The organism is Sanguibacter sp. A247, from assembly GCF_052324925.1.
Classification (GTDB): Bacteria; Actinomycetota; Actinomycetes; order Actinomycetales; family Cellulomonadaceae; genus Flavimobilis.
On record NZ_JBQPRE010000002.1, the window covers coordinates 814219 to 834025 of the forward strand.

Annotated in this window: 17 protein-coding genes and 1 pseudogene; 8 read left to right on the forward strand and 10 right to left on the reverse strand. The window is 69.5% G+C overall.

Features of this window, described 5'->3' with window-relative positions:
• The first annotated feature begins 13 nt into the window (after positions 1 to 13).
• The 3 genes from clpX to ACTVCO_RS07805 all read left to right on the forward strand — a co-directional run bounded on the left by clpX (position 14) and on the right by ACTVCO_RS07805 (position 2980).
• Positions 14 to 1285, forward strand: coding sequence for an ATP-dependent Clp protease ATP-binding subunit ClpX (clpX, locus tag ACTVCO_RS07795; RefSeq protein ID WP_443727825.1), 1272 nt, complete (start codon positions 14 to 16; stop codon positions 1283 to 1285).
• On the forward strand, positions 1285 to 1641 hold the full coding sequence (locus ACTVCO_RS07800) for a chorismate mutase (RefSeq protein WP_443727826.1): 357 nt from the start codon (positions 1285 to 1287) through the stop codon (positions 1639 to 1641). The genes clpX and ACTVCO_RS07800 overlap by 1 nt, the downstream gene beginning before the upstream one ends.
• 226 nt (positions 1642 to 1867) lie before the next feature.
• The gene (locus tag ACTVCO_RS07805; RefSeq protein ID WP_443727827.1) at positions 1868 to 2980 is read left to right on the forward strand and encodes a baeRF2 domain-containing protein; all 1113 of its coding nucleotides are present in this window, start codon (positions 1868 to 1870) and stop codon (positions 2978 to 2980) included.
• Between the two features lie 78 nt (positions 2981 to 3058).
• Here the strand turns inward: ACTVCO_RS07805 and ACTVCO_RS07810 are convergent, their stop codons facing one another.
• The 5 genes from ACTVCO_RS07810 to valS all read right to left on the reverse strand — a co-directional run bounded on the left by ACTVCO_RS07810 (position 3059) and on the right by valS (position 10177).
• Positions 3059 to 3838: an amino acid ABC transporter ATP-binding protein gene (locus ACTVCO_RS07810; protein ID WP_443727828.1), complete on the reverse strand. Its 780-nt coding sequence runs from the start codon at positions 3836 to 3838 to the stop codon at positions 3059 to 3061.
• A complete protein-coding gene (locus ACTVCO_RS07815) occupies positions 3835 to 4674 on the reverse strand; it encodes an amino acid ABC transporter permease (RefSeq protein ID WP_443727829.1) in 840 nt (279 codons plus the stop codon). Before ACTVCO_RS07815 ends, ACTVCO_RS07810 begins: the two co-directional genes overlap by 4 nt.
• Before the next feature lie 7 nt (positions 4675 to 4681).
• Positions 4682 to 5473, reverse strand: coding sequence for a transporter substrate-binding domain-containing protein (locus ACTVCO_RS07820; protein ID WP_443727830.1), 792 nt, complete (start codon positions 5471 to 5473; stop codon positions 4682 to 4684).
• Positions 5474 to 5654: 181 nt separating this feature from the next.
• Complete coding sequence (locus ACTVCO_RS07825; protein ID WP_443727831.1) at positions 5655 to 7457, reverse strand: AMP-dependent synthetase/ligase; 1803 nt, start codon at positions 7455 to 7457, stop codon at positions 5655 to 5657.
• A 2-nt stretch (positions 7458 to 7459) separates the two neighbouring features.
• The gene (valS, locus tag ACTVCO_RS07830; protein ID WP_443727832.1) at positions 7460 to 10177 is read right to left on the reverse strand and encodes a valine--tRNA ligase; all 2718 of its coding nucleotides are present in this window, start codon (positions 10175 to 10177) and stop codon (positions 7460 to 7462) included.
• An 81-nt stretch (positions 10178 to 10258) separates the two neighbouring features.
• On the opposite strand from valS, the gene ACTVCO_RS07835 reads away from it, so the two are divergent.
• Positions 10259 to 11257 carry a TIGR03557 family F420-dependent LLM class oxidoreductase gene (locus ACTVCO_RS07835; protein ID WP_443727833.1) on the forward strand — a complete coding sequence of 333 codons (999 nt, stop codon included), beginning with the start codon at positions 10259 to 10261 and terminating at the stop codon, positions 11255 to 11257.
• Positions 11254 to 12057 carry a coenzyme F420-0:L-glutamate ligase gene (gene cofE / locus ACTVCO_RS07840; protein ID WP_443727834.1) on the forward strand — a complete coding sequence of 268 codons (804 nt, stop codon included), beginning with the start codon at positions 11254 to 11256 and terminating at the stop codon, positions 12055 to 12057. Before ACTVCO_RS07835 ends, cofE begins: the two co-directional genes overlap by 4 nt.
• Here the strand turns inward: cofE and ACTVCO_RS07845 are convergent.
• From ACTVCO_RS07845 to proC, 5 genes are all read right to left on the reverse strand, one after another.
• Positions 12029 to 13630 carry an OmpA family protein gene (locus ACTVCO_RS07845; RefSeq protein WP_443727835.1) on the reverse strand — a complete coding sequence of 534 codons (1602 nt, stop codon included), beginning with the start codon at positions 13628 to 13630 and terminating at the stop codon, positions 12029 to 12031. The two genes, cofE and ACTVCO_RS07845, sit on opposite strands and share 29 nt — an antisense overlap.
• Positions 13631 to 13727: 97 nt before the next feature.
• Positions 13728 to 14561, reverse strand: a complete 834-nt coding sequence (locus tag ACTVCO_RS07850) for an ABC transporter ATP-binding protein (RefSeq protein WP_443727836.1) — start codon at positions 14559 to 14561, stop codon at positions 13728 to 13730.
• Complete coding sequence (locus ACTVCO_RS07855) at positions 14558 to 15589, reverse strand: putative F420-0 ABC transporter permease subunit (protein ID WP_443727930.1); 1032 nt, start codon at positions 15587 to 15589, stop codon at positions 14558 to 14560. Before ACTVCO_RS07855 ends, ACTVCO_RS07850 begins: the two co-directional genes overlap by 4 nt.
• A 122-nt stretch (positions 15590 to 15711) precedes the next feature.
• Positions 15712 to 16761 (reverse strand): putative F420-0 ABC transporter substrate-binding protein, encoded by a 1050-nt coding sequence (locus ACTVCO_RS07860; RefSeq protein WP_443727837.1) that lies wholly within the window; start codon positions 16759 to 16761, stop codon positions 15712 to 15714.
• A gap of 196 nt (positions 16762 to 16957) precedes the next feature.
• A complete protein-coding gene (proC, locus tag ACTVCO_RS07865) occupies positions 16958 to 17776 on the reverse strand; it encodes a pyrroline-5-carboxylate reductase (protein ID WP_443727838.1) in 819 nt (272 codons plus the stop codon).
• 183 nt (positions 17777 to 17959) lie between these two features.
• Between proC and ACTVCO_RS07870 the strand changes: the two are divergent.
• From ACTVCO_RS07870 to ACTVCO_RS07880, 3 genes and pseudogenes are all read left to right on the forward strand, one after another.
• Positions 17960 to 18208 (forward strand): annotated as a pseudogene (locus ACTVCO_RS07870) (arsenate-mycothiol transferase ArsC); the annotation flags it as partial.
• A 333-nt stretch (positions 18209 to 18541) separates the two neighbouring features.
• Positions 18542 to 19288, forward strand: coding sequence for an SDR family NAD(P)-dependent oxidoreductase (locus ACTVCO_RS07875; protein ID WP_443727931.1), 747 nt, complete (start codon positions 18542 to 18544; stop codon positions 19286 to 19288).
• A 232-nt stretch (positions 19289 to 19520) separates the two neighbouring features.
• Positions 19521 to 19805, forward strand: coding sequence for a hypothetical protein (locus tag ACTVCO_RS07880; protein WP_443727839.1), 285 nt, complete (start codon positions 19521 to 19523; stop codon positions 19803 to 19805).
• The last annotated feature ends 2 nt before the right edge of the window (positions 19806 to 19807 follow it).

Here is a 19807-nt window from a genome sequence, read left to right on the forward strand (position 1 = left end):
AAGGGGAGTGGTTGTGGCTCGAATCGGAGACGGTGCCGACCTGCTCAAGTGCTCCTTCTGCGGCAAGACGCAGAAGCAGGTCAAGAAGCTCATCGCAGGACCGAGCGTCTACATTTGCGACGAGTGCATCGAGCTCTGCAACGAGATCATCGAAGAGGAGCTCGGCGAAGCGGCCGAGCTCGGACTCGTCGAACTCCCCAAGCCAGCCGCGATCTTTGACTTCCTCGGCCAGTACGTCGTCGGCCAGGACCACGCCAAGCGCTCCCTCGCCGTCGCCGTCTACAACCACTACAAGCGCATCCAGGCGGGCGCGACGGGCAAGCCGACCGCGGACGACGCCGACCAGGTCGAGATCGCTAAGTCGAACATCCTCCTCATCGGTCCGACCGGAACCGGCAAGACGTACCTCGCGCAGACGCTTGCGAAGCTTCTTAACGTGCCGTTCGCAATCGCTGACGCGACCGCACTCACCGAAGCCGGCTACGTCGGTGAGGACGTCGAGAACATCCTCCTCAAGCTCATTCAGGCCGCCGACTTCGACGTGAAGAAGGCTGAGACCGGCATCATCTACATCGATGAGGTCGACAAGATCGCCCGCAAGGGCGAGAACGCCTCGATCACCCGCGACGTCTCCGGCGAAGGCGTGCAGCAGGCGCTCCTCAAGATCATCGAAGGCACGGTAGCCTCGGTGCCGCCCCAGGGTGGCCGCAAGCACCCGCACCAGGAGTTCATCCAGATCGACACCGCCAACGTCCTCTTCATCGTCGCGGGCGCGTTCGCCGGGCTCGAAGAGATCATCGCGGATCGTACGCGCAAGCGCGGCGTCGGATTCGGTGCCCCCATGGAGTCGGGCGACCCCGGCGACCTCTTCGCCGAGGTGCGCCCCGAGGACCTGGTGAAGTTCGGACTCATTCCCGAGTTCATCGGCCGCCTTCCCGTCGTCACCGCGGCCAACCGGCTCGACGAGTCGGCGCTCGTCTCGATCCTCACCGAGCCGCGCAACGCGCTCGTCAAGCAGTACCAGAAGATGTTCGAGCTCGACGACGTCGAGCTCGAGTTCACGACCGAGGCGCTCAACGCGATCGCAGAGAAGGCGCTCGAGCGCAAGACCGGTGCCCGAGGGTTGCGCGCAATCCTCGAAGAGGTCCTGCAGCCCGTGATGTTCGAGATCCCCAGCCGCGAGGACGTCGAGCGCGTCGTCATCGACGGCGACGCCGTCCTGGGCACGGGCGCGCCCGCGTACGCGCTCCGCGACGCGCAGGGCCGACGCGAGAAGACCGCGTGATGCCCGCAGCTCCCGGCGCGCCCGACGCGCCAGGTCCCGCTGTGCCCGCCGAGATGCTCCGGCTGCGTCACTCGATCGACAACATCGACGGCGCCCTCATGTACCTGCTCGCCGAGCGTTTCAAGTGCACGCGACGAGTCGGTGAGCTCAAGGCCGCCGGCGGACTACCTCCCGAGGACCTCGTGCGGGAACGCGAGCAGATCGCGCGCCTCGGCCAGATCGCGGCCGACGCAGGTCTCGACCCGGCTCTCGCCGAAGACTTCCGCAGCTTCATCGTCACGCAGGTCAAGCACCACCACGCGCTCATCGCGGCGCGCGGCGAGGGCGACGTCCCGCCACTCGACATCTACTCCTGAACGACCTGCCGCGCCCTGCACCATCCGGTCAGCGCAACGACCGAGCGCGGCGCGGACTTGTCGCTTCCTCTGGCCTCCTGGGGCAATGTGCTTCACCCTTGAAGTGCCAGGACCTGCCAGTCCTGCCCACCGTGCGTGAAGCGAGGCTGCCATGCTTGTTGACTGGATCCGCCCACTGCTTGGTCGCCCGAGCCCCTTTACGAGCGTTCACCTCGATGTCCGCCGAGTGAGCGGCCGCAGCGAACGAGATATCGCTGAGCGCTGGCGTCCGCTGCGCCGAACGCTCGAGATCGCTGGAACACCTGCAGAGCTTCTCGTCCAGTTCGATGAGGCCATCGCGGTCCCCGTGCGCGGTGACCTCGTCGAAGGACGCCTCATCGTGGGAACCGATGTCGACGGAATCCTCGTTGACCGACCACTTGTCGCCGCGCCTCCGATCTCCCGCGTCGCACGTGGGGCGACGCCAGACCTTCTCCCCGCCGCCGTCTACTCGGACGAGGCCGTCGACCACGTCGTCGTTACGGTGGATCGCACGGGAGCCGATCTCACCCGCACGGGCTGGGGCAGCAGCGATGTTGCGTGGCGTGCCACAGTCGATGGCGAACGGGTCGACGTCGACCAGACGCGCCCCGGAGGCGCCTCGGGCGGTCACCACGACCGGCGCACCCATGACGCCTGGGCACGCAATGCGCAGGCCGTCGCCTCGGTCGTCGACCGACTCGTCGCCTCCGACGGTCCAGAGATCGTCGTGCTCACGGGAGACGTTCGGGCAGTGGGGCTCGTCGAGCGCGCACTCGGAACGGTCGCGCGGTCGCTCGTCGTCGAGGTCCCCGGAGGGGCGCGCGAGATCTCCGCACCCCACGACGTCTTCGAGGCGCGGCTGCGCGGTGCACTCGAGTCGCACCGGGTGCGTCGACGTGGGCACCTGGTGGCTCGGCTGACCGAGGGACTCGCGCGGGGACGTGGCGCGGTCACCGGGCTCGACGCGGTCGTCGCAGCGGCACGTGCCGGCCGCCTCGCCGAGCTCGTCCTCGAGACGACTGTCCAGCGCACCGTCGGATCAGGACCGGTCCTCTGGGCGGGCGACGCGTGGTCAGCGCTCTCGCTCACCCCCGACGTCCTCGTCGAGCAGGGGGAGCCGCACCTGCGCGAGATGGACGCGGTCATCGCCGTGCTGCGTGCCGCGATCGGGCAGGACGCGGGCGTGTCGTTCGTCGAGCCCGGGACCGCGAGCCTCGTCGATCACATGGGCGCGATCCTCCGCTGGGACCCGAGCACGCCGGGGCACACCGGAACCGGGGGACGGCGCGGAAGGCCGTGGGCGACAGCGCACATCTGAGCGAGCGCGTGCCTCGAGCCAGCCACCGCGGGCACGGTGCGGCGACCGTCCCCGCGGGTGGCGGTGTGAGGGCTGAGGTTAGTCGGCGTCTGGGTGGGAGCGCGTCGGGTCGAGGACTCGCTCGAGGAAGGTGCGGGTCCGCGGGTGCTGCGGGTTGCCGATGACGTCGTCGGGCGTGCCCTCTTCGACGATGACGCCACCGTCGATGAAGACGACGCGGTCGGCGACCTCGCGTGCGAAGGCCATCTCGTGAGTGACGACCATCATCGTCATACCTGCCTCGGCGAGCTCGCGCATGACGGCGAGCACGTCGCCGACGAGCTCGGGGTCGAGTGCCGAGGTGGGCTCGTCGAACAGCATGAGCTGCGGGTCCATCGACAGTGCGCGCGCGATCGCGACGCGCTGCTGCTGGCCGCCTGAGAGCTGGTGAGGGTGGGCGCTCCCGCGCTCGCCGAGACCGACACGCTCGAGGTTGGCGAGCGCGATGCGCTCAGCCTCGTCCTTGGAGCGTTTGAGCACCTTGCGCTGTGCGACCGTGCAGTTCTCCAGCACGGTGAGGTGCGCGAAGAGGTTGAAGCTCTGGAACACCATGCCCACCTGCGTGCGCACGGAGTCGATGTCGACGTCGGGGTCGGTGATGTCGGTGCCGAGAACGTCGATGCGACCGGCGGTCGCCGTCTCGAGCTGGTTGACGCAGCGCAGCAGCGTCGACTTGCCGGAGCCGGACGGGCCGATCACGCAGACGACCTCGCCCTGGGCGACCTGCAGGCTGACGCCCTTGAGCACGTCACGCGCGCCGTACGCCTTGTGCAGGTCCGTGATCGCCACGACGGGCCCGGGAGTCGGTTGCGTGGTCATGAGCGGCTCCTTGCGCCGTTGGCCTCGAGCCGCCGCGCAAAGATGCCGAGCGGAATCGTGATGATGAGGTAGCAGGCGCCGACGACGAAGAGCGCCGTCAGACCGCCTCCGTCAGGGTTCGAGAGGGAGTTCTGGCCGATCTTCGTCAGCTCGAACTCCTCGATCATCAGGCCCATCGCGTACACGAGCGCCGTGTCCTTCGTGAGGAGGATGACCTCGTTCGTCATGGGCGGCAGGACGATGCGGAACGCCTGGGGGATGACGACCGTCACCATCGTGCGTGCGTGGCTCATGCCGAGCGACCGGGCGGCCTCGACCTGGCCCTTCGGGACGGCCTGCAAGCCGGCGCGAAGGGTCTCAGCGATGTAGGCAGCCGAGACCATGCCGAGCGCGATCGCGACCTTGGCGGTCGTCGACGGGATCTGGAAGCCAAGGGCGAAGGGGAGTGCGTACGCAACGGTGAGGACGTAGAGCAGGGCGGGGATGCCGCGGAAGAACTCGACGTAGACGGTTGCGATGACACGGTAGAGCGCGACGGATGACAGTCGCATGAGCGCGAGCGTCGTGCCGAGCGCGATACCGACCGCGAATGCGGCGACCGTGTAGAGGAGCGTGTTGGCGAAGGCGCGCGGGAGCTTGGGCAGGAGGTTCTTCGCGGCCTCGAGGTTGAAGACGTTCGTGCGGATGCTCTCCCAGTCGAGGGCGAGCGCGACGAACACGACGACGACTACGAGGATCGCGTACTGGATGATCTGGGCGACGAGGCGCCGACGGCGCGGACTCAGCCGTGCCCGGGCCGGTGCCGTCCCGGGCACGGCTGGAGTCTGCGTTGACATCGGTGGCTCAGCCCTCGGCCGGCGCGACGCCGATGCGGTCGGTGTGGATCTTCGTCCACGTGCCGTCGGTCTTGATGCGCTCGAGGGTCGCGTTGACCTCAGCGAGGAGGGCGCTGTTGCCCTTCTTCACGGCGAGGCCGTAGGTGTCGTCGGTCGGGATCGTGGCGACGAGCTCGAGCCCGTCGCCCACGTACGTGCCGAGCACGGCATAGTCGTTGATCGTCGCATCGACCTGGCCGGTCTTGACGGCCTGGACCTGGAGGCCCAGGTCGTCGAACTGGACGCCCGTGAGCTTCTGTGCGGTGACCCACTCGTCGCCGACGGTGGCCTTCTGGACCGAGATCTTCTTGCCCTCAAGGTCGGCCACGGACGTGATGTCGGAGCCTGCCTTGACGAGGACGCCGAGGTCGGCGGCGAAGTAGGGCGCGGAGAAGTCGACGTTCTTCTTGCGCGCGTCGTTGATCGAGAGGCCCGTTGCCACGATGTCGCACTGGCCGGTGTTGAGCGCCGAGCCGGACTCCATCGCGTCGAAGCCCACGTTGATGACGTTCTGCGTGACACCGAGGTCCTTGGCGACCTCACCCGTGAGGTCCATGTCGAGGCCGACGATCTTGCCGTCTTCCTCGAACTCGAACGGCTCGAACGGGGGGTTGGTGCAGACCGTGAGGACGTTGCCCTTGACGAGGTTCACGCCCCCGGGCAGCGCGACGTCCTTGGCGGTGTCGTCGGAGGAGCAGCCCGCGAGGACGAGGGCTCCGGCCGCGAGGACCGGCAGGAGGCGCGTGAGGGAGGAGTGCATGAGGTCCGTCCGTCCAGAGTGAATGTTTATTCCGCAGCGATCATACATATGCAATCAGGGTGTGAGACAACTGGCGTCGCCCTTTGTGAGGGGTTCCACACGTGCTACGGGCCATCTTGCCATCGGGAGACGACGACGGCCGGTCCGCATTGAGCGAACCGGCCGTCGAACGAGGCGAGCCTCACGCGTAGATCGCGTCAACCTCGTCCGAGAAGTCCGCGAGGACAAGGGCGCGCTTCACCTTGAGCGACGGCGTGAGATAGCCGTTCGCCTCGGTGAAGTCGGTCGGAAGGACGTGGATCTTCCGGATCGACTCGGCGCGTGAGACTGCCTCATTAGCGCGCTCAGCCGCACGGTGCAGGGCCGCAAGAACCTCGGGGTGAGCACCCGCCTCGGTGACACCCATCGCAGGAAGGCCGCGTGCAGCGAGCCAGCCGGGGAGCATCTCAGGATCGAGCGTGACGAGCGCCGCGATGAACGGGCGCTGGTCGCCCACGACGACGCACTGGCTCACGAGCGGGTGCCCGCGGAATCGATCCTCGAGAACGGCAGGGGCAACATTCTTGCCCCCGGCCGTCACGATGATCTCCTTCTTGCGGCCCGTGATGCGGAGTCGGCCGGCGTCGTCGAGCGAACCGAGGTCGCCAGTTCGGAACCACCCGTCCACGAATGCCTCGGCGGTCGCCTCGGGGTTGTCGTGGTAGCCGCGGAAGACGTGGTCGCCAGCGACGAGCACCTCGCCGTCGTCGGCGATGCGCACACGCGTCCCCGCGAAGGGCAGGCCCACCGTGCCGGGTGATACCGAGTCCGGACGGTTGACGGCGCTCGGAGCAGTCGTCTCGGTGAGGCCGTAGCCCTCGAGGATCGTCAGCCCGACACCCCGGTAGAAGTGCGTGAGGCGTTCCCCGAGCGGAGCACCGCCCGAGATCGCGAAGGTGCACTGGCCGCCGAGGGCGGCGCGCAGGTTCGTGTAGACGAGTGCGTTCGCAGCGGCGTGCTGCGCCTTGAGCACGGCCGACGGACCCGCCGACGTGTCCCATGCGCGCGACGTCTCGATCGCGACCTTGGCGGCCCAGCGGAAGATCCTCAGCTTGGTGCCGCTGCCCGCCTTCTGCTCGGCCGAGTTGTAGACCTTCTCGAAGACGCGCGGAACTGCGAGCAGGTACGTGGGCCGGAACGAGCCGAGGTCAGGCAGCAGGTTCTTGATGTCGGGCGCGTGCGCGAGGACGGACCCGGACGTCACCGCCATCACCTGGATGTAGCGCGCAAAGACGTGCGCGAGCGGCAGGAAGAGCAGCGTCCTGGCACCGGGAACGGCGCAGATCTCGCTGAGCGACCGCACGCCGTTGCGTGCCAGGTGCACGAAGTTGCGGTGCGTGAGCTCGACGCCCTTGGGACGACCGGTCGTCCCGGAGGTGAAGATGATCGTCGCGAGCGAGTCGCCCGTGACCGCGTCGGTCCGCGCCGCGAGGACGTCGTCGTCGATGCCCGTGCCCGCAGCGCGCAGCTCATCGACCGCGTCATCGTCGAGCACGAGCACACGCTCGAGCGCGGGTGCCTCGGAGCGCGCGTCCTCGATGACCGAGGCGTGCGCCGTCGACTCGACGACGATGGCGCGCACGCCAGCGTTCGTGAGGATCCACCGGACCTGTTCGACCGAGCTCGTCTCATAGATCGGCACGGGCACGAGTCCCGCCTGCCACGCCGCGAAGTCGAGCAGCGTCCACTCGAACCGCGTGCGCGACATGATGCCGATGCGGTCGCCCGCGGTGAGGCCGAGGGCGATGAAGCCCTTGGCGACAGCTGCGACGTCGTCCGCGAACGCACGTGCCGTGACCGGCCGCCACGTCCCGGCGACGTGAGACTTCACCTCGATGAGAGTCCCGTCGCCCGACTCGGTGACGCGTTTGGCGAGCAGGTCGGGAATCGAGGCGTCTCGCGAGACGTCGCTGAGGTCGGGGGAGACCGACTCGGTGAGGGACATCGTCAGGCCTTCGGCTTCCGGGCCTCGGGTTCACCGAGCTCGGAGCTCACGACGACGATGCCGCCCTGAACGTCTGCGGAACCCTGCCCCTCGGCCGCGGCCACGAGGATGAGCTCGCCCGTCACTCGTCCGGCGCCGCGCACGTCGCCGACAGCCTGCTCGACCGCCGCGAGCGAGGCTTCGGGCACGGCGACCTCTGCGCGGAGGATCGGCGTCCGCATCGAGACCTTGGCCTCCGACTTCACCTTGCGGAGCGCCGCGAGCGCGTTCCCGGCAGCGGTGAGCTCAGCGAGGTGTGCGTCGGGCCCCGCGGCCGCACGCAACGGCGCCGAGACGGGCCACGGTGCGGTGTGAACCGAACCCTCGCGCCACCACGACCACACCTCGTCGGTCGCGAAGGGCAGGACGGGAGCGAAGAGCCGCAGCATCGTGTCGAGCGCGAGCGCGAGCGCGGTGCGCGCCGAGAGGGTCTCGGCCGAGACCTCGTCCTCGCCGCCGCCGTAGGCGCGATCCTTGACGAGCTCGAGGTAGTCGTCGCAGAACGTCCAGAAGAACGTCTCGGACTGCTCGAGAGCGCGCGTGTGGTCGTACGCGGCCAGTGCGTCGGTCGCGGCGTCGACGACGTCGGCGAGCCCCGCGAGCATCGCGCGGTCGATCGCGACCGTGACGGCCGCGGGGTCGAGGCGGATCTCGCCCTCGCCCGCGAACGACAGCGCGAACTTCGACGCGTTGAGGACCTTGATCGCGAGGCGGCGCCCGATCTTCATCTGCCCGACCTCGAACGCCGCGTCCGTGCCGAGGCGAGCCGACGCCGCCCAGTAGCGCACCGCGTCCGAGCCGTGCTCCTCGAGCAGGCCCATGGGCGTGACGACGTTGCCCTTGGACTTCGACATCTTCTTACGGTCCGGGTCGAGGATCCAGCCGGAGATCGCGGCGTCGGCCCACGGCAGCGAGCCGTGCTCGAGGTGGGAGCGCACGACGGTCGAGAAGAGCCAGGTGCGGATGATGTCCTGACCCTGCGGGCGCAGGTTCATGGGGAACACCCGCGAGAAGAGGTCGGGGTCGGAGAGCCAGCCGCCCGCGATCTGCGGGGTGAGCGAGCTCGTCGCCCACGTGTCCATGATGTCGGGGTCGCCGACGAAGCCGCCCGCGACGCCTCGCTGCTCCGCGGTGAAGCCTGCGGGAACGTCCGAGGAGGGGTCGATCGGGAGCGAGGCCGCGTCGGGCACGATCGGGGAGTCCCACACGGGCTCGCCGTGCTCGTCGACGGGGTACCAGACCGGGATCGGGACGCCGAAGAAGCGCTGGCGCGAGACGAGCCAGTCGCCGTTGAGGCCACCCACCCAGTTCTCGTAGCGCACACGCATGAAGTCAGGGTGGAAGCCCAGCTCGCTGCCGCGCGCGAGGAGCGCGGCGTTGAGCTCGGCGTCGCGGCCGCCATTGCGGATGTACCACTGGCGGCTCGTGACGATCTCGAGGGGCTTGTCGCCCTTCTCGAAGAAGTTCGTCTTGCGCTGCGTCGCCGTGGGTTCGCCATCGAGGTCGCCCGAGGCGCGCAGGGCGTCGACGACCGCGGTGCGCGCCGAGAACGTCGTCTTGCCCGCCATCTCCGCGAACATCGTGCGACCCGCGTCGGTGGCGAGCCAGTCGGGGGTGTCGCGGATGATGCGACCGTCGCGGCCGAGAACCGAACGCGTCGGAAGCTGCAGCTCGCGCCACCACTGGACATCGGTGAGATCGCCGAACGTGCAGCACATCGCGATGCCCGCGCCCTTGTCAGGCTCGGCCGCCGGGTGCGGCAGCACGGGGACGTCGACGCCGAACAGCGGCGACGACACGGTCGTGCCGAACAGATGCTGGTAGCGCTCGTCGTCGGGGTGGGCGATGAGGGCGACGCACGCGGGCAGGAGCTCAGGACGCGTCGTCTCGATCTGGACGGGAGTGCCGTCGGGGGCGTGGAAGTTCACCTTGTGGAAGTGGCCCGGGTAGTCACGCGCCTCGAGCTCGGCCTGCGCGACCGCGGTCTGGAAGGTGACGTCCCACAGCCCCGGGGCTTCGGCCGTGTAGGCCTCGCCCCGCGCAAGGTTGCGCAGGAAGGCAGTCTGGGCAACCGCCTGGGCGTCCTTGCCGATCGTCTGGTACGTGCGCGTCCAGTCGACCGAGAGGCCGAGATGACGCCACAGGGCCTCGAACTGCTTCTCGTCCTCCGCCGTGAGCCGCTCGCACAGCTCGACGAAGTTCTTGCGGCTGATGGGCTGCTGGTCGGCCGCCTTGACGCTCTTGCCCTCGGCGCCCTCGAACGGAGGCTCGTAGCCCTCGACGTAAGGAAGCGACGGGTCGCAGCGCACACCGTAGTAGTTCTGGACGCGACGCTCGGTGGGCAGACCGTTGTCGTCCCAGCCCATCGGGTAGAAGACGCTCTTGCCGCGCATGCGCTGGAAGCGCGCGATGACGTCGGTGTGGGTGTAGCTGAAGACGTGCCCGACGTGGAGCGACCCCGAGACGGTCGGTGGGGGCGTGTCGATCGAGTAGACGTCGGCGCGCTCAGCCGTGCGGTCGAACGCGTAGGTCTCCTCGGCGGTCCAGCGGGCATTGTAGCGATCTTCGAGACCGTCAAGGCTCACCTTGTCCGGTACCTCGCGCACGACGGCGGTGATGACGCCGTCGGCGTTCGCGGTCGTGGCGGAGGTGGTCGGTTCGGAAGGTGAGGGTGCACTCATGGTCAGCGATTCTCCCAGATCTTGGAGGTGGTCTGCGCACGTGTCCGGCACGTGTGCCCCCAGGCGTCCTACGCTGGACACATGGACCTCACGATCGGCTACGCCGCGATGCTCGAGCAGTTCCACCCGACCGAGATCGTCGAGCTCTCGGCCTACGCCGAGGAGCACGGCTTCTCGGGCGTCATGGCGGCGGACCACTTCCAGCCGTGGGTTCCTCAGCAGGGCCACAGCGCGTTCGTCTGGAACGTGCTCGCGGCGCTCGGCGAGCGCACACGCGGCGACATCGGTCCCGGGGTCACGGCGCCGACCTTCCGCTGGCACCCGGCGATGGTCGCGCAGGCGAGCGCGACGCTCGCCGCGATGTACCCGGGACGCCACTGGCTCGGCCTGGGCTCGGGCGAGGCCCTCAACGAGCACATCACGGGCCAGTACTGGCCTGAGGCACCCGAGCGCATCAACCGCATGTTCGAGGCGATCGAGATGATCAAGAAGCTCTTCACCGCCTCGCTCGCGGGCAAGGACACGAAGCACGCGGGCCAGTTCTATAAGCTCGAGTCGACGCGCCTGTGGACGATGCCCGAGGTCGCCCCTGAGATCCTCGTCGCGACGGCCGGCCCCGTCACCGCGAAGCGCGCGGGACGGCACGCCGACGGCCTCATCACCGTGGGGGCGCCCCTCGAGAAGATCTCGATGCTCTTCGGCAAGTTCGACGACGGCGTGCGCGAGTCGGGACGCGACCCTGAGTCCCTCCCGAAGGTCCTCCAGATCCACCTGTCGTGGGCTCCGACCGACGCCGAGGCCATGACGAACGCCATGACCGAGTGGCCCAACGGGGGCATGAAGTTCCCCAAGGCCGACATCCGCTCGCCCTTCGAGTTCGAGCAGATCGCCAAGCTCGTGCGCCCCGAAGACTTCGAGGGCCGCATGGTCATCTCGTCCGACCCTGACGTCCACCGCGCCAACATCCAGAAGTACGTCGACCTCGGCTTTGACCGCATCTACCTCCACAACGTCGGTCGCAACCAGCGCGAGTGGATCGACGTCTTCTCCCGTGACGTCCTCCCGAAGCTCGTGCGGTGAGCGGCTTCTCGGTCACGGCCCCCGACGGCATCGGTGAGGTGAGCTCGGGCGACGACCTCCCAGCGCTCGTCGCGGCCGCGTGCCCCGACCTCGCGGACGGTGACATCGTCGTCGTCGCGAGCAAGATTGTCTCGAAGTCGGAGGGGCGTTTCGTCGTCGCTGCCGACCGTGAGGACGCGATCACCGCCGAGACGGTGCGCGTCGTTGCCGAGCGAGCCAGGTCAGCCGGGCCCCCGCTGCGCATCGTCGAGAACCACCTGGGCCTCGTCATGGCAGCCGCCGGAGTCGACGCGTCGAACACTCCCGAGGGCACTGTGCTGCTGCTTCCGCGCGACCCCGACGCCTCGGCGCGGCGCCTGCGCGCGGGACTGCGTTCGCTTCTCGGCGTCACCGTGGGCGTTCTCGTCACCGACACGACGGGGCGCGTGTGGCGCGACGGCCTCGTCGATCTCGCGATCGGTGCGGCCGGTGTGCGCGTCGTCGAGGACGAGCGCGGGCGTCGTGACTCGGCAGGACGAGAGCTGGGCATGACCGTGCGCGCGGTCGCCGACGAGATCGCGGCGGCTGCCGACCTCGCCAAGGGCAAGGTTGCGGGACGCCCGGTCGCGGTCGTGCGCGGGCTCGCGCACCTCACGACCGACGACGACGGGCCTGGCGCGCGCGTCCTGCCGCGGCTGGGGGAGGACGACCTCTTCAGCGAAGGCACAGCGGAGGCATATGCACGCGGCCTCGCCGACGGGAGCGCGCGCGCTCGCACGTCAAAGGCGGAGGTCAGCCCTTCTCGACGGGAATGGCCGTGAGGCGGAATGGATCAAGCCCCAGCGGCCGGGCCTGCACCGTCACCTCGGTGAGGCTCGAAGCCCCGCCAAAGTCGGGGTACACGACCGAGAACGTGCGTGACTGGCCACCGTCGAGCCGGTTCTGGATCGAGAGCTCCGCGAGCGGGAGCCACACCTCGTCCTTGGGGGCGGCGCCGTCAACGAGGTAGTCGGCCGGGTGGACCTGCTCGGCGCCGACGAGCAGCCGCACGGCCCCGGCCGTGCGGCTGATCAACGTCGAGTCGCCTCCGCGCGCATTGACGCGCGGGCCAAGCCCACCCAGCATGAACGACGAGTTCACTGCGTCGTCGGTTGCTGTGACCTCGAGGTCCACGACGATGTTGCCGTCGATGAGGCGGGCGCGAGGTGCCCGAAGGCGGAACTGCCGGGCGCCGTCGAACGTCACCCCGTCGGCACCGCTGGCCGTCTGGCCGTCCTCAAGCGGGGGCAGCTCTCCTGTGGCAACCTCGCGCTCGGTCGTCACGGTCGACTCAAGCGTGAGGCCGACACGTCGGTTCTTGGTGCGGTTGGCGGCGCTGTCGTTCGGGACGAGCGGCTCGGACTCGCCGCGCCCCGAGTCCTCGATCGCATAGTCGTCGCTCGCGAGAGCGGCGCGCAAGGCCTTCGCGACGGCGGCCGCGCGACGTTCGGACAGGCGCTGGTTGTCCGCGGTCGACCCGTTGTCGTCCGTGTGCCCAACAACGGCGACCGTTCCGGGCTCGCGCGTCCGGATGGTCGCGGCCGCACGCTCGATCGCCTTCTTGGCGGCGCCCGTCAGCGTTGCTTCATTGACGGCGAACAGGACGTCGGAACCGAGGTTGATGACGACCTTCTCGACCGACGTCTCGGTGACGATCGCGTCCTCGAGCTCGGACGTCATCGACTGGAGCTCAAAGACGGGAGCCGCAGCAACCGACGTGAGGTCGAAGGGCCGGACGCGAGCCTCGGCAGGCATGGGGGGAGGGACGTCACCCTCGATGATCGGAACCGCCGGGACGTAGGGCGCTCCGGGAAGGAAGAGGCCGAGCGACGTGACTCCGGCCTCAGGTGCGGCGAAGGCGATCTGGATGCGCGGCGAGGTGCCTTGCCCTGCGCGCCCGTCGGCATACGTGGCGACGGGCTTGCCCGCCGCATCGGTCGCGACCTGGCGCACGGTGTTGGCACGGAGGTCGACGAGCCGCACACCCGAGTACTGCGGGGCCTTGAGATAACCGCCGCCGAGGAGCTTCGAGGGCAGGCCCCCGTCGTCGCTCAGGCCCGTGTAGTCGATCGTCGCCACAACAAGGTTGCCCGTACGGACGAGCGGGCGGACGGTCGCAGTCGCCTGCGCACCGCCCACAGCGACGGGGAGCGTCGCGACCGCAGCCTCGGTGGACGGCGATGTCTCACGAGGTGCGGCCGAGGTCGGACCACTCGTCGAGCCCGACGTTGTCTCTGACGGGCTCGGCTGCGGGGGCGCGGGGGTCTGCCCACCTCCTGTGCACCCCGCAAGGAGCGTGAGCGTCACGACGGGCACGAGCAGGCGGAACGTCCGAGATGGTGAAGAGGTGGGCACATCGGGACGCTAGCAGGGCGGGGATGGGTCCGCCTGCCGAGCGCTGCGGGGCAGGAGCGCCGCGGAGGACGGGCGCGCCGCCTCCTCGCACGTCCGGTTACAGGACGAGCAACGGCCGTCCTGTGCGCGGGTGGACGAGGACGTCGGGGCGGACTCCCCAGACCTCCGCGACGACGTCGGGCGTGAGGACGTCCTCGACTCGTCCCTCGACGACGACTCGGCCGTGAGCGAGGACGACGACGTGGTCGCACCAGGCAGCCGCGAGGGTGAGGTCATGAAGCGCTGTGAGAACGGTCGCGCCCTCGCCCGCCAGGCTCGTGAGCAGCGTGAGGAGCTCGCGTTGGGCAGCGATGTCGAGGTGGTTGGTCGGCTCGTCGAGCACGAGGAGATCGGCCTCCTGGGCGAGAGCCCGGGCGACGTGCGCGCGCTGCCGCTCACCGCCCGAGAGTGTCGTGAGATCGCGGTGGGCCAGACCGGTTGCGCCCGCTCGCGCGAGAGCGCGGGCGACGGCGTCGTGATCGTCGGCCGAAGGCGGTGCACACCAGCCGCGGTGCGGGACTCTGCCGAGCTCGGCCGCGTCCGCGACGGTGAGACTCCGGTCGGCGCTCGCCTCTTGCTCGACGAACGCCGCGATGCGAGCGCGCGCGCGCCGACCGAGGCCAGCGAGATCCTGGCCGTTGAATGTCACCGTTCCGGATGAGGGACGCGTGACGCCCGCAACGAGTCGCAGGACGGAGGACTTCCCTGAGCCGTTAGGTCCGAGCAGACCTGTCACGCACCCTGCTGGCGCGCGGAAGGACACGTCGTCGACGATGCGACGGGAGCCCACCGACCACGCAAGGTCATGCCCGACCAGCCCCGCTGCGTCGCTCAGCTGAGCGTACGAGTCGTCACGGGTGCTGCCCGTGGTGCGGGGCGCTGCTCCGGTCACGACAGCGTCTTTCGTGTGCGGTGAAGCAGCCAGGCAAACGCGGGCGCACCGAGCGCGGCGGTGACGACACCGACAGGGAGCTCGCGTGGCTCGAACGCAGTCCGCGCGAGCGTGTCAGCAAGGACGAGGACGATGGCGCCGAGAACCGCTGACACGGGAAGAACTGACCGGTGGCGTGAACCCACCACGGCGCGAACGGCATGCGGCAGGACGAGCCCGACGAAGCCGATCGCGCCCGAGACCGACACGAGCGCACCCGTGAGGAGCGCAACGCCGCCGAGGAGGACCCACCGGATCTGCGTGACCGGGATGCCCAGTGCGGTCGCGGCGTGATCACCGAAGGTCATGGCGTCGAGGACGTTCCCCGCCGCGGCGAGGGGCAACCCCAGGACGACCAGCGCGACGCCAGCGATGGCGACCGCCGACCATCCCGCACCCGCGACCGAACCCATGAGCCACGTGAGGACTTCACGATACGAGTCGCCTTCGGCCGACCAGAAGATGACGAGGCTCGTTCCCGCGGCACACAGCTGGCTCACGGCGAGGCCTGCGAGGACGGTGCGGGTGGGAGTGAGGGCGCCGAGTGCCCCCGCAAGGGTGAGCGACGCGACCAGGGCGAGTGCTGCGCCGGCAAAGGCTGCGACCGGGAGCAGCAGGCTCACCCCGAGCAGAAGGACGCTCACGGCCCCGAGGCTGGCGCCCGACGACAGGCCCAGGAGATAGGGGTCGGCCAGAGGGTTGCGCGTGAGGGCTTGCATGACGACACCGCACACTGCGAGGCCGGCGCCCACCGCAGCCGCAGTGAGCGCGCGGGGAAGGCGCCCCTCCCAGACGATCGCGTCACGAAGCGGTGAGAGCGCACCCTCGACGCCAAAGACGTGGTGGCGGACGGACGACCACACTTCTCCGGCAGTGAGGTGCGCGGGCCCGACGAGGACCGCAACGAGGAGCACCCCCACGAGAGCCGCCACGCCGAGACTGACGAGAAGAACCGTCGACGGAACCGCACGTGGCCTGACCTCGCGCATCGCAAGGCCGCGCCGTGCCTCACGGCGCCCCGCCTCACCGTCCCCGTCCGTGACGCGGACCGGGGCGAGCGTGGGCTTGCTCCTGGCGGAACGTGGCGCCTCTGCGCTGGGGCGTGTCGTCGTCACGGAGCAGTGAGCTCGAGCGTGCGCACGTCGGCCGCGACCTGCTCTGCAGCTGCGACGGTGCGCACACCAGCTTCGGTTGCGGGGAAGGGCACGACGACGTAGGCGCCCGCACGGACCGCGCGGAGCTCGCTCGTCACGGCGCCCGACGCGAGGAGCGCCTTCTTCTTCTCCGCGCTGTTCCACGGGGAGTCGACGAGCACGATGACGTCAGGGTCGGCGGCGGCGATCGCTTCCCAGGACAGTGGACCCCAGGCGTCGTCGATCTCGGCGCCGATGTTCGTCAGACCGGCTGTCTGCATGATGAGCTGCGGTGCCCCGGTGCCGCCTCCGACGTAGGGAGTGTCGGACCCCGAGGAGAACCACAGGGCGGACAGGTTCCGCTCGTCGGGGGTCACAGAGTCGAGCTGGGCACGTTGGGTCGCGATGAGGCGCGCCGCTTCCGCGCCGCGGTCAAGGATCGTCCCGACCTGAGCGATCTCGTCGAACACGGCGTCGAACGTCAGCGGGTTCGGTGCGTAGGGGGCGGACTTGCATGCCGAGGGGGCCACCAAGGTGCGTACCCCGAGCTTTTCGAGGCCGGGACGTTCGCCGACTCCTTCGGCTGAGAAGTTGGACTCCCAGCCTGCGTAGACGAGGTCGGGTTCGGCGGCAAGGACGATCTCGCGGCTGGGAACTCTGTCGGCAAGCACGGGGAGCGCCGCGGCTTGCGCCGTCCACGGTTGAGGGGCAGGCCCGTCGGGGTAGGCGGTGGCGATGATCGAGTCGCCCGCGCCGAGCGCGAGAACCATCTCGGTTGTTGCTGACTTGATCGTGAGGATCCGCTCGGGGCGTTGCGTGAACGTCACGGTGGTGCCGCAGTTGTCGACGGTGAGCGGGTAGGCCGTAGCGCTCGCGGACGTGACGGGGGACCCGGCTGTGGTCGCCCCGGGAGCGGCGGCCTGAGTGTCAGACGATGTGCACCCGGCGAGCGCAAGCGCGGCGACGCTCGCGGCGACGAGGGCGATGAGGGGGGTGGTCGACGACGGGAGGTGACGAGAGCGAGGCACAGAGACTCCGGGAGCGGCGCAGAGACGGTGGGCATCGAGGCAGTGGCCGAGGCTGCGGCCAGGCTCGTGCGTAGGGAGCCGCACAAGGGGCGACCGCGACCGACGGCCCACGTCCAGGCCGCGACGCCCGGAGAATCGCTACCGAGCGGATCGGTCTCCACGATACTCCGAGCTCACGATGGTGCGGGGGAGGAGGTCAGCGCCCCGCGCCGAGCTCGAGATCGCGTTCGATCGTCGCGCTCACCGAGTCGACGACGGTTGACGTGAACCCACCGTCCTCGAGCGCCATGAGTCCGGCGATCGTGGTCCCCCCGGGCGAGCAGACCTTGTCGATGAGCGTCCAGGGGTGATCCTCCGACTCGAGGATCATCCGAGCCGAGCCCAGGACCGTCTGCGCTGCGATGCGGGTGGCGAGCGCCTTGGGCATGCCTGCCTTGAGCGCACCGCGGGCGAGGGAGTCGATGAAGAGAAAGGCGTAGGCCGGGGCCGAGCCTGCGATCGCGGTGAAGGTCGAGAAGGACGCCTCGGGCAGCTCGATCGCGTCGCCGACCGCGCGGAACAGCTCGACGACCTCGGCGACCTGCGCGGCGCTCGCACTGGCGTTGCCTGCCACCGCAGCCATGCCCGCGCCGATCTGGGCGTTGACGTTGGGCATGACGCGGACGACCGGCTGAGCGGCACCGTGCTCACCAAGGAGCTCTTCGATGCGCGCAAGAGACGTGCCTGCAGCGATCGAGACGACGAGGGTGCCGTTCTCGGCGAGGGCCGTGGCCAGGGGCGGAAGAACCTCGCCGAAGACCTGCGGCTTGATCGCGAGGACAACAGTGTCGACCGCGTCGATCAGCAGCTCGTTGGATTCTGCGACGCGCACGCCCAGCGTCGCGGCGAGTGCTGCCGACGCTGCTCCCTGCGGGTCGAACACGACGACGTCCTCCGGAGAGACGATGCCGCGCTCGACGACTCCTGCGATGATCGCGGACGCCATCGTTCCAGCGCCGATGAAACCGATGGTCATGTCGTGTGCCTCTCCGAGAAGACGTGCGGCGGCCGCCGCGGACATCAGCCTAGGTGCTCGGGGCGCGTCCACGCTGAGGATCTGTGGCTGCGCGCGACATCCACGGGGGCTGGATCGGGACGGGGCACGCCACGGTGTGGGTTGGCGCCCCCGATGTCCGTCGGTGGTGCGACGATGGGTGCCATGAGCGTGGTTCCCGGGTCAGTCCTGTTCGTGTGTCGTCGTAACGGTGGCAAGTCGCCGATGGCGGAAGGTCTCGCGCGTTCCTTCGCGCCAGGTGCGAGCTTTGCGTCCGCGGGGACGGACCCGGGGTCGGGCGTCAACGACGAGTCGGTCGCCGCGCTCGCGGAGGTAGGCGTCGACATGTCGACGCACACCCCCCAGCCGGTCACGGAGAACCTCATTGCTGCGGCCGACGTCGTCGTCGTCCTCGGAGACGAGGCCGACGTCGTGACGCACGATGGCACGCCCGTCGTCCGCTGGGTCCTCGACGAGCCGTCGATGCGCGGCATCGTCGGCATGGAGCGCATGAGGCTCGTGCGCGACGACATCGCTGGCCGGGTGCGCGCCTTGCTCGGGGACGAAGCAGGAGACGCGCCGGCCGCTCCCTCGCGCTCCGACTCGTCAGCTTCTGTTCCAGATCCTGCACCGCAGCAGCGCACGACGAATCCCTATGATGTCGACCTCGACGCGAGTGTCGAGGACACGCTCGAGCGTCTCCCGACGCGTGCTGGACGCCGGGGAGCCTCGCGTCCGGCCCCGCGTGTGCTGCGCGCGGTCGTCACGGGAGCGTCGTCGGGTATCGGCCGCGCAACCGTGACGACGTTGCGCGCTGCGGGGTGGGACGTCTTCGCCCTGGCGCGCCGGGCCGACAAGCTGGACGAGCTTGCCGCGGAGACGGGCGCGACTGCGGTGACGTGCGACGTCACCGATGACGAGTCGGTCGCGACCGCAGTCGAGCGTGTGACCGCGGACGGTCCGCTCAACGCCCTGATCAACGTGGCGGGCGGCGCGCTCGGGGCCGACTCCGTCGCGGAGGCAGACCTTGACCGGTGGCGTCAGATGTACGAGACCAACGTGCTTGGCACGCTCCGCCTCACACGGTCCTTGCTCCCGTCGCTGCGTGCGTCGGGCCGCGGCGACGTCGTCGTCCTCACCTCGACCGCCGCCCACGACACGTACCCGGGCGGGGCCGGCTACGTCGCGGCCAAGCACGCCGAGCGCATCATCGCGAGCACCCTGCGCCTCGAGCTCGTGGGGGAGCCTGTGCGGGTCATCGAGATCGCCCCGGGCATGGTCGCAACAGACGAGTTCTCGCTCGTGAGGTTCGGAGGTGACGCCGAGCGCGCCGCCGCTGTCTACGCGGGCGTCGACGCGCCTCTTGTCGCCGATGATGTGGCCGACGCGATCGTCTGGACCCTCACGCGCCCGCACCACGTCAACATCGACTCGATGATCATCCGGCCGCGCGCGCAAGCGTCGAACACCGTCGTGGCGCGCAACGACGCGTAGAACCCTGCGCTCCGTCTCAGAATTCGGAATATCTCCGCAAGGTCTTCGGGCGCCCCGGGGTCGTCGGGCACCCTCACCCCATGAGCACGAGCCACGCCATGACAACGCAGCGAATGCGCTGCGTCGTCATGCCCGTGACGGCTCCGGCGGTCCTCGCCGGTGCGTGTTGTCGCTGTCGCTGACGACGCACGACCCGCACCCCGACCCGACCCGCGCGCCCCGAGGACCCACCATGCCCGCAACCCTTCTTGCTGCCCCCGCACCGGCTCCGACCGCACCAGCTCCGACCGCACCAGCACCGACGACCGCGGCTGGACCCGTCCGGCCCGCACCCACCCGCAGCATGCCGTCCGTCGGCCTCCCGCCTCACCATCTCCCCGGACGTGAGCTCGTCCGCTCGCTCTTCGGACCAGCGATCGCGACCGTCGAGGAGCTTGTCGCCCGCGACATCGAGGCGTTCACTGCGCGGCGCCTCGCCCGTCACACGAGGGCATCCGGCCCCGCGCAGCACTCGTGACG

Coding starts and splice junctions, on each gene's coding strand:
- ACTVCO_RS07810 (WP_443727828.1), bottom strand. CDS start 3,838: ATGACCACGCAACCGACTCCCGGGCCCGTCGTGGCGATCACGGACCTG.
- ACTVCO_RS07825 (WP_443727831.1), bottom strand. CDS start 7,457: ATGTCCCTCACCGAGTCGGTCTCCCCCGACCTCAGCGACGTCTCGCGA.
- ACTVCO_RS07880 (WP_443727839.1), top strand. CDS start 19,521: ATGCCCGCAACCCTTCTTGCTGCCCCCGCACCGGCTCCGACCGCACCA.
- ACTVCO_RS07835 (WP_443727833.1), top strand. CDS start 10,259: ATGGACCTCACGATCGGCTACGCCGCGATGCTCGAGCAGTTCCACCCG.
- ACTVCO_RS07815 (WP_443727829.1), bottom strand. CDS start 4,674: ATGTCAACGCAGACTCCAGCCGTGCCCGGGACGGCACCGGCCCGGGCA.
- ACTVCO_RS07855 (WP_443727930.1), bottom strand. CDS start 15,589: ATGCGCGAGGTCAGGCCACGTGCGGTTCCGTCGACGGTTCTTCTCGTC.
- proC (WP_443727838.1), bottom strand. CDS start 17,776: ATGACCATCGGTTTCATCGGCGCTGGAACGATGGCGTCCGCGATCATC.
- valS (WP_443727832.1), bottom strand. CDS start 10,177: ATGAGTGCACCCTCACCTTCCGAACCGACCACCTCCGCCACGACCGCG.
- ACTVCO_RS07800 (WP_443727826.1), top strand. CDS start 1,285: ATGCCCGCAGCTCCCGGCGCGCCCGACGCGCCAGGTCCCGCTGTGCCC.
- ACTVCO_RS07820 (WP_443727830.1), bottom strand. CDS start 5,473: ATGCACTCCTCCCTCACGCGCCTCCTGCCGGTCCTCGCGGCCGGAGCC.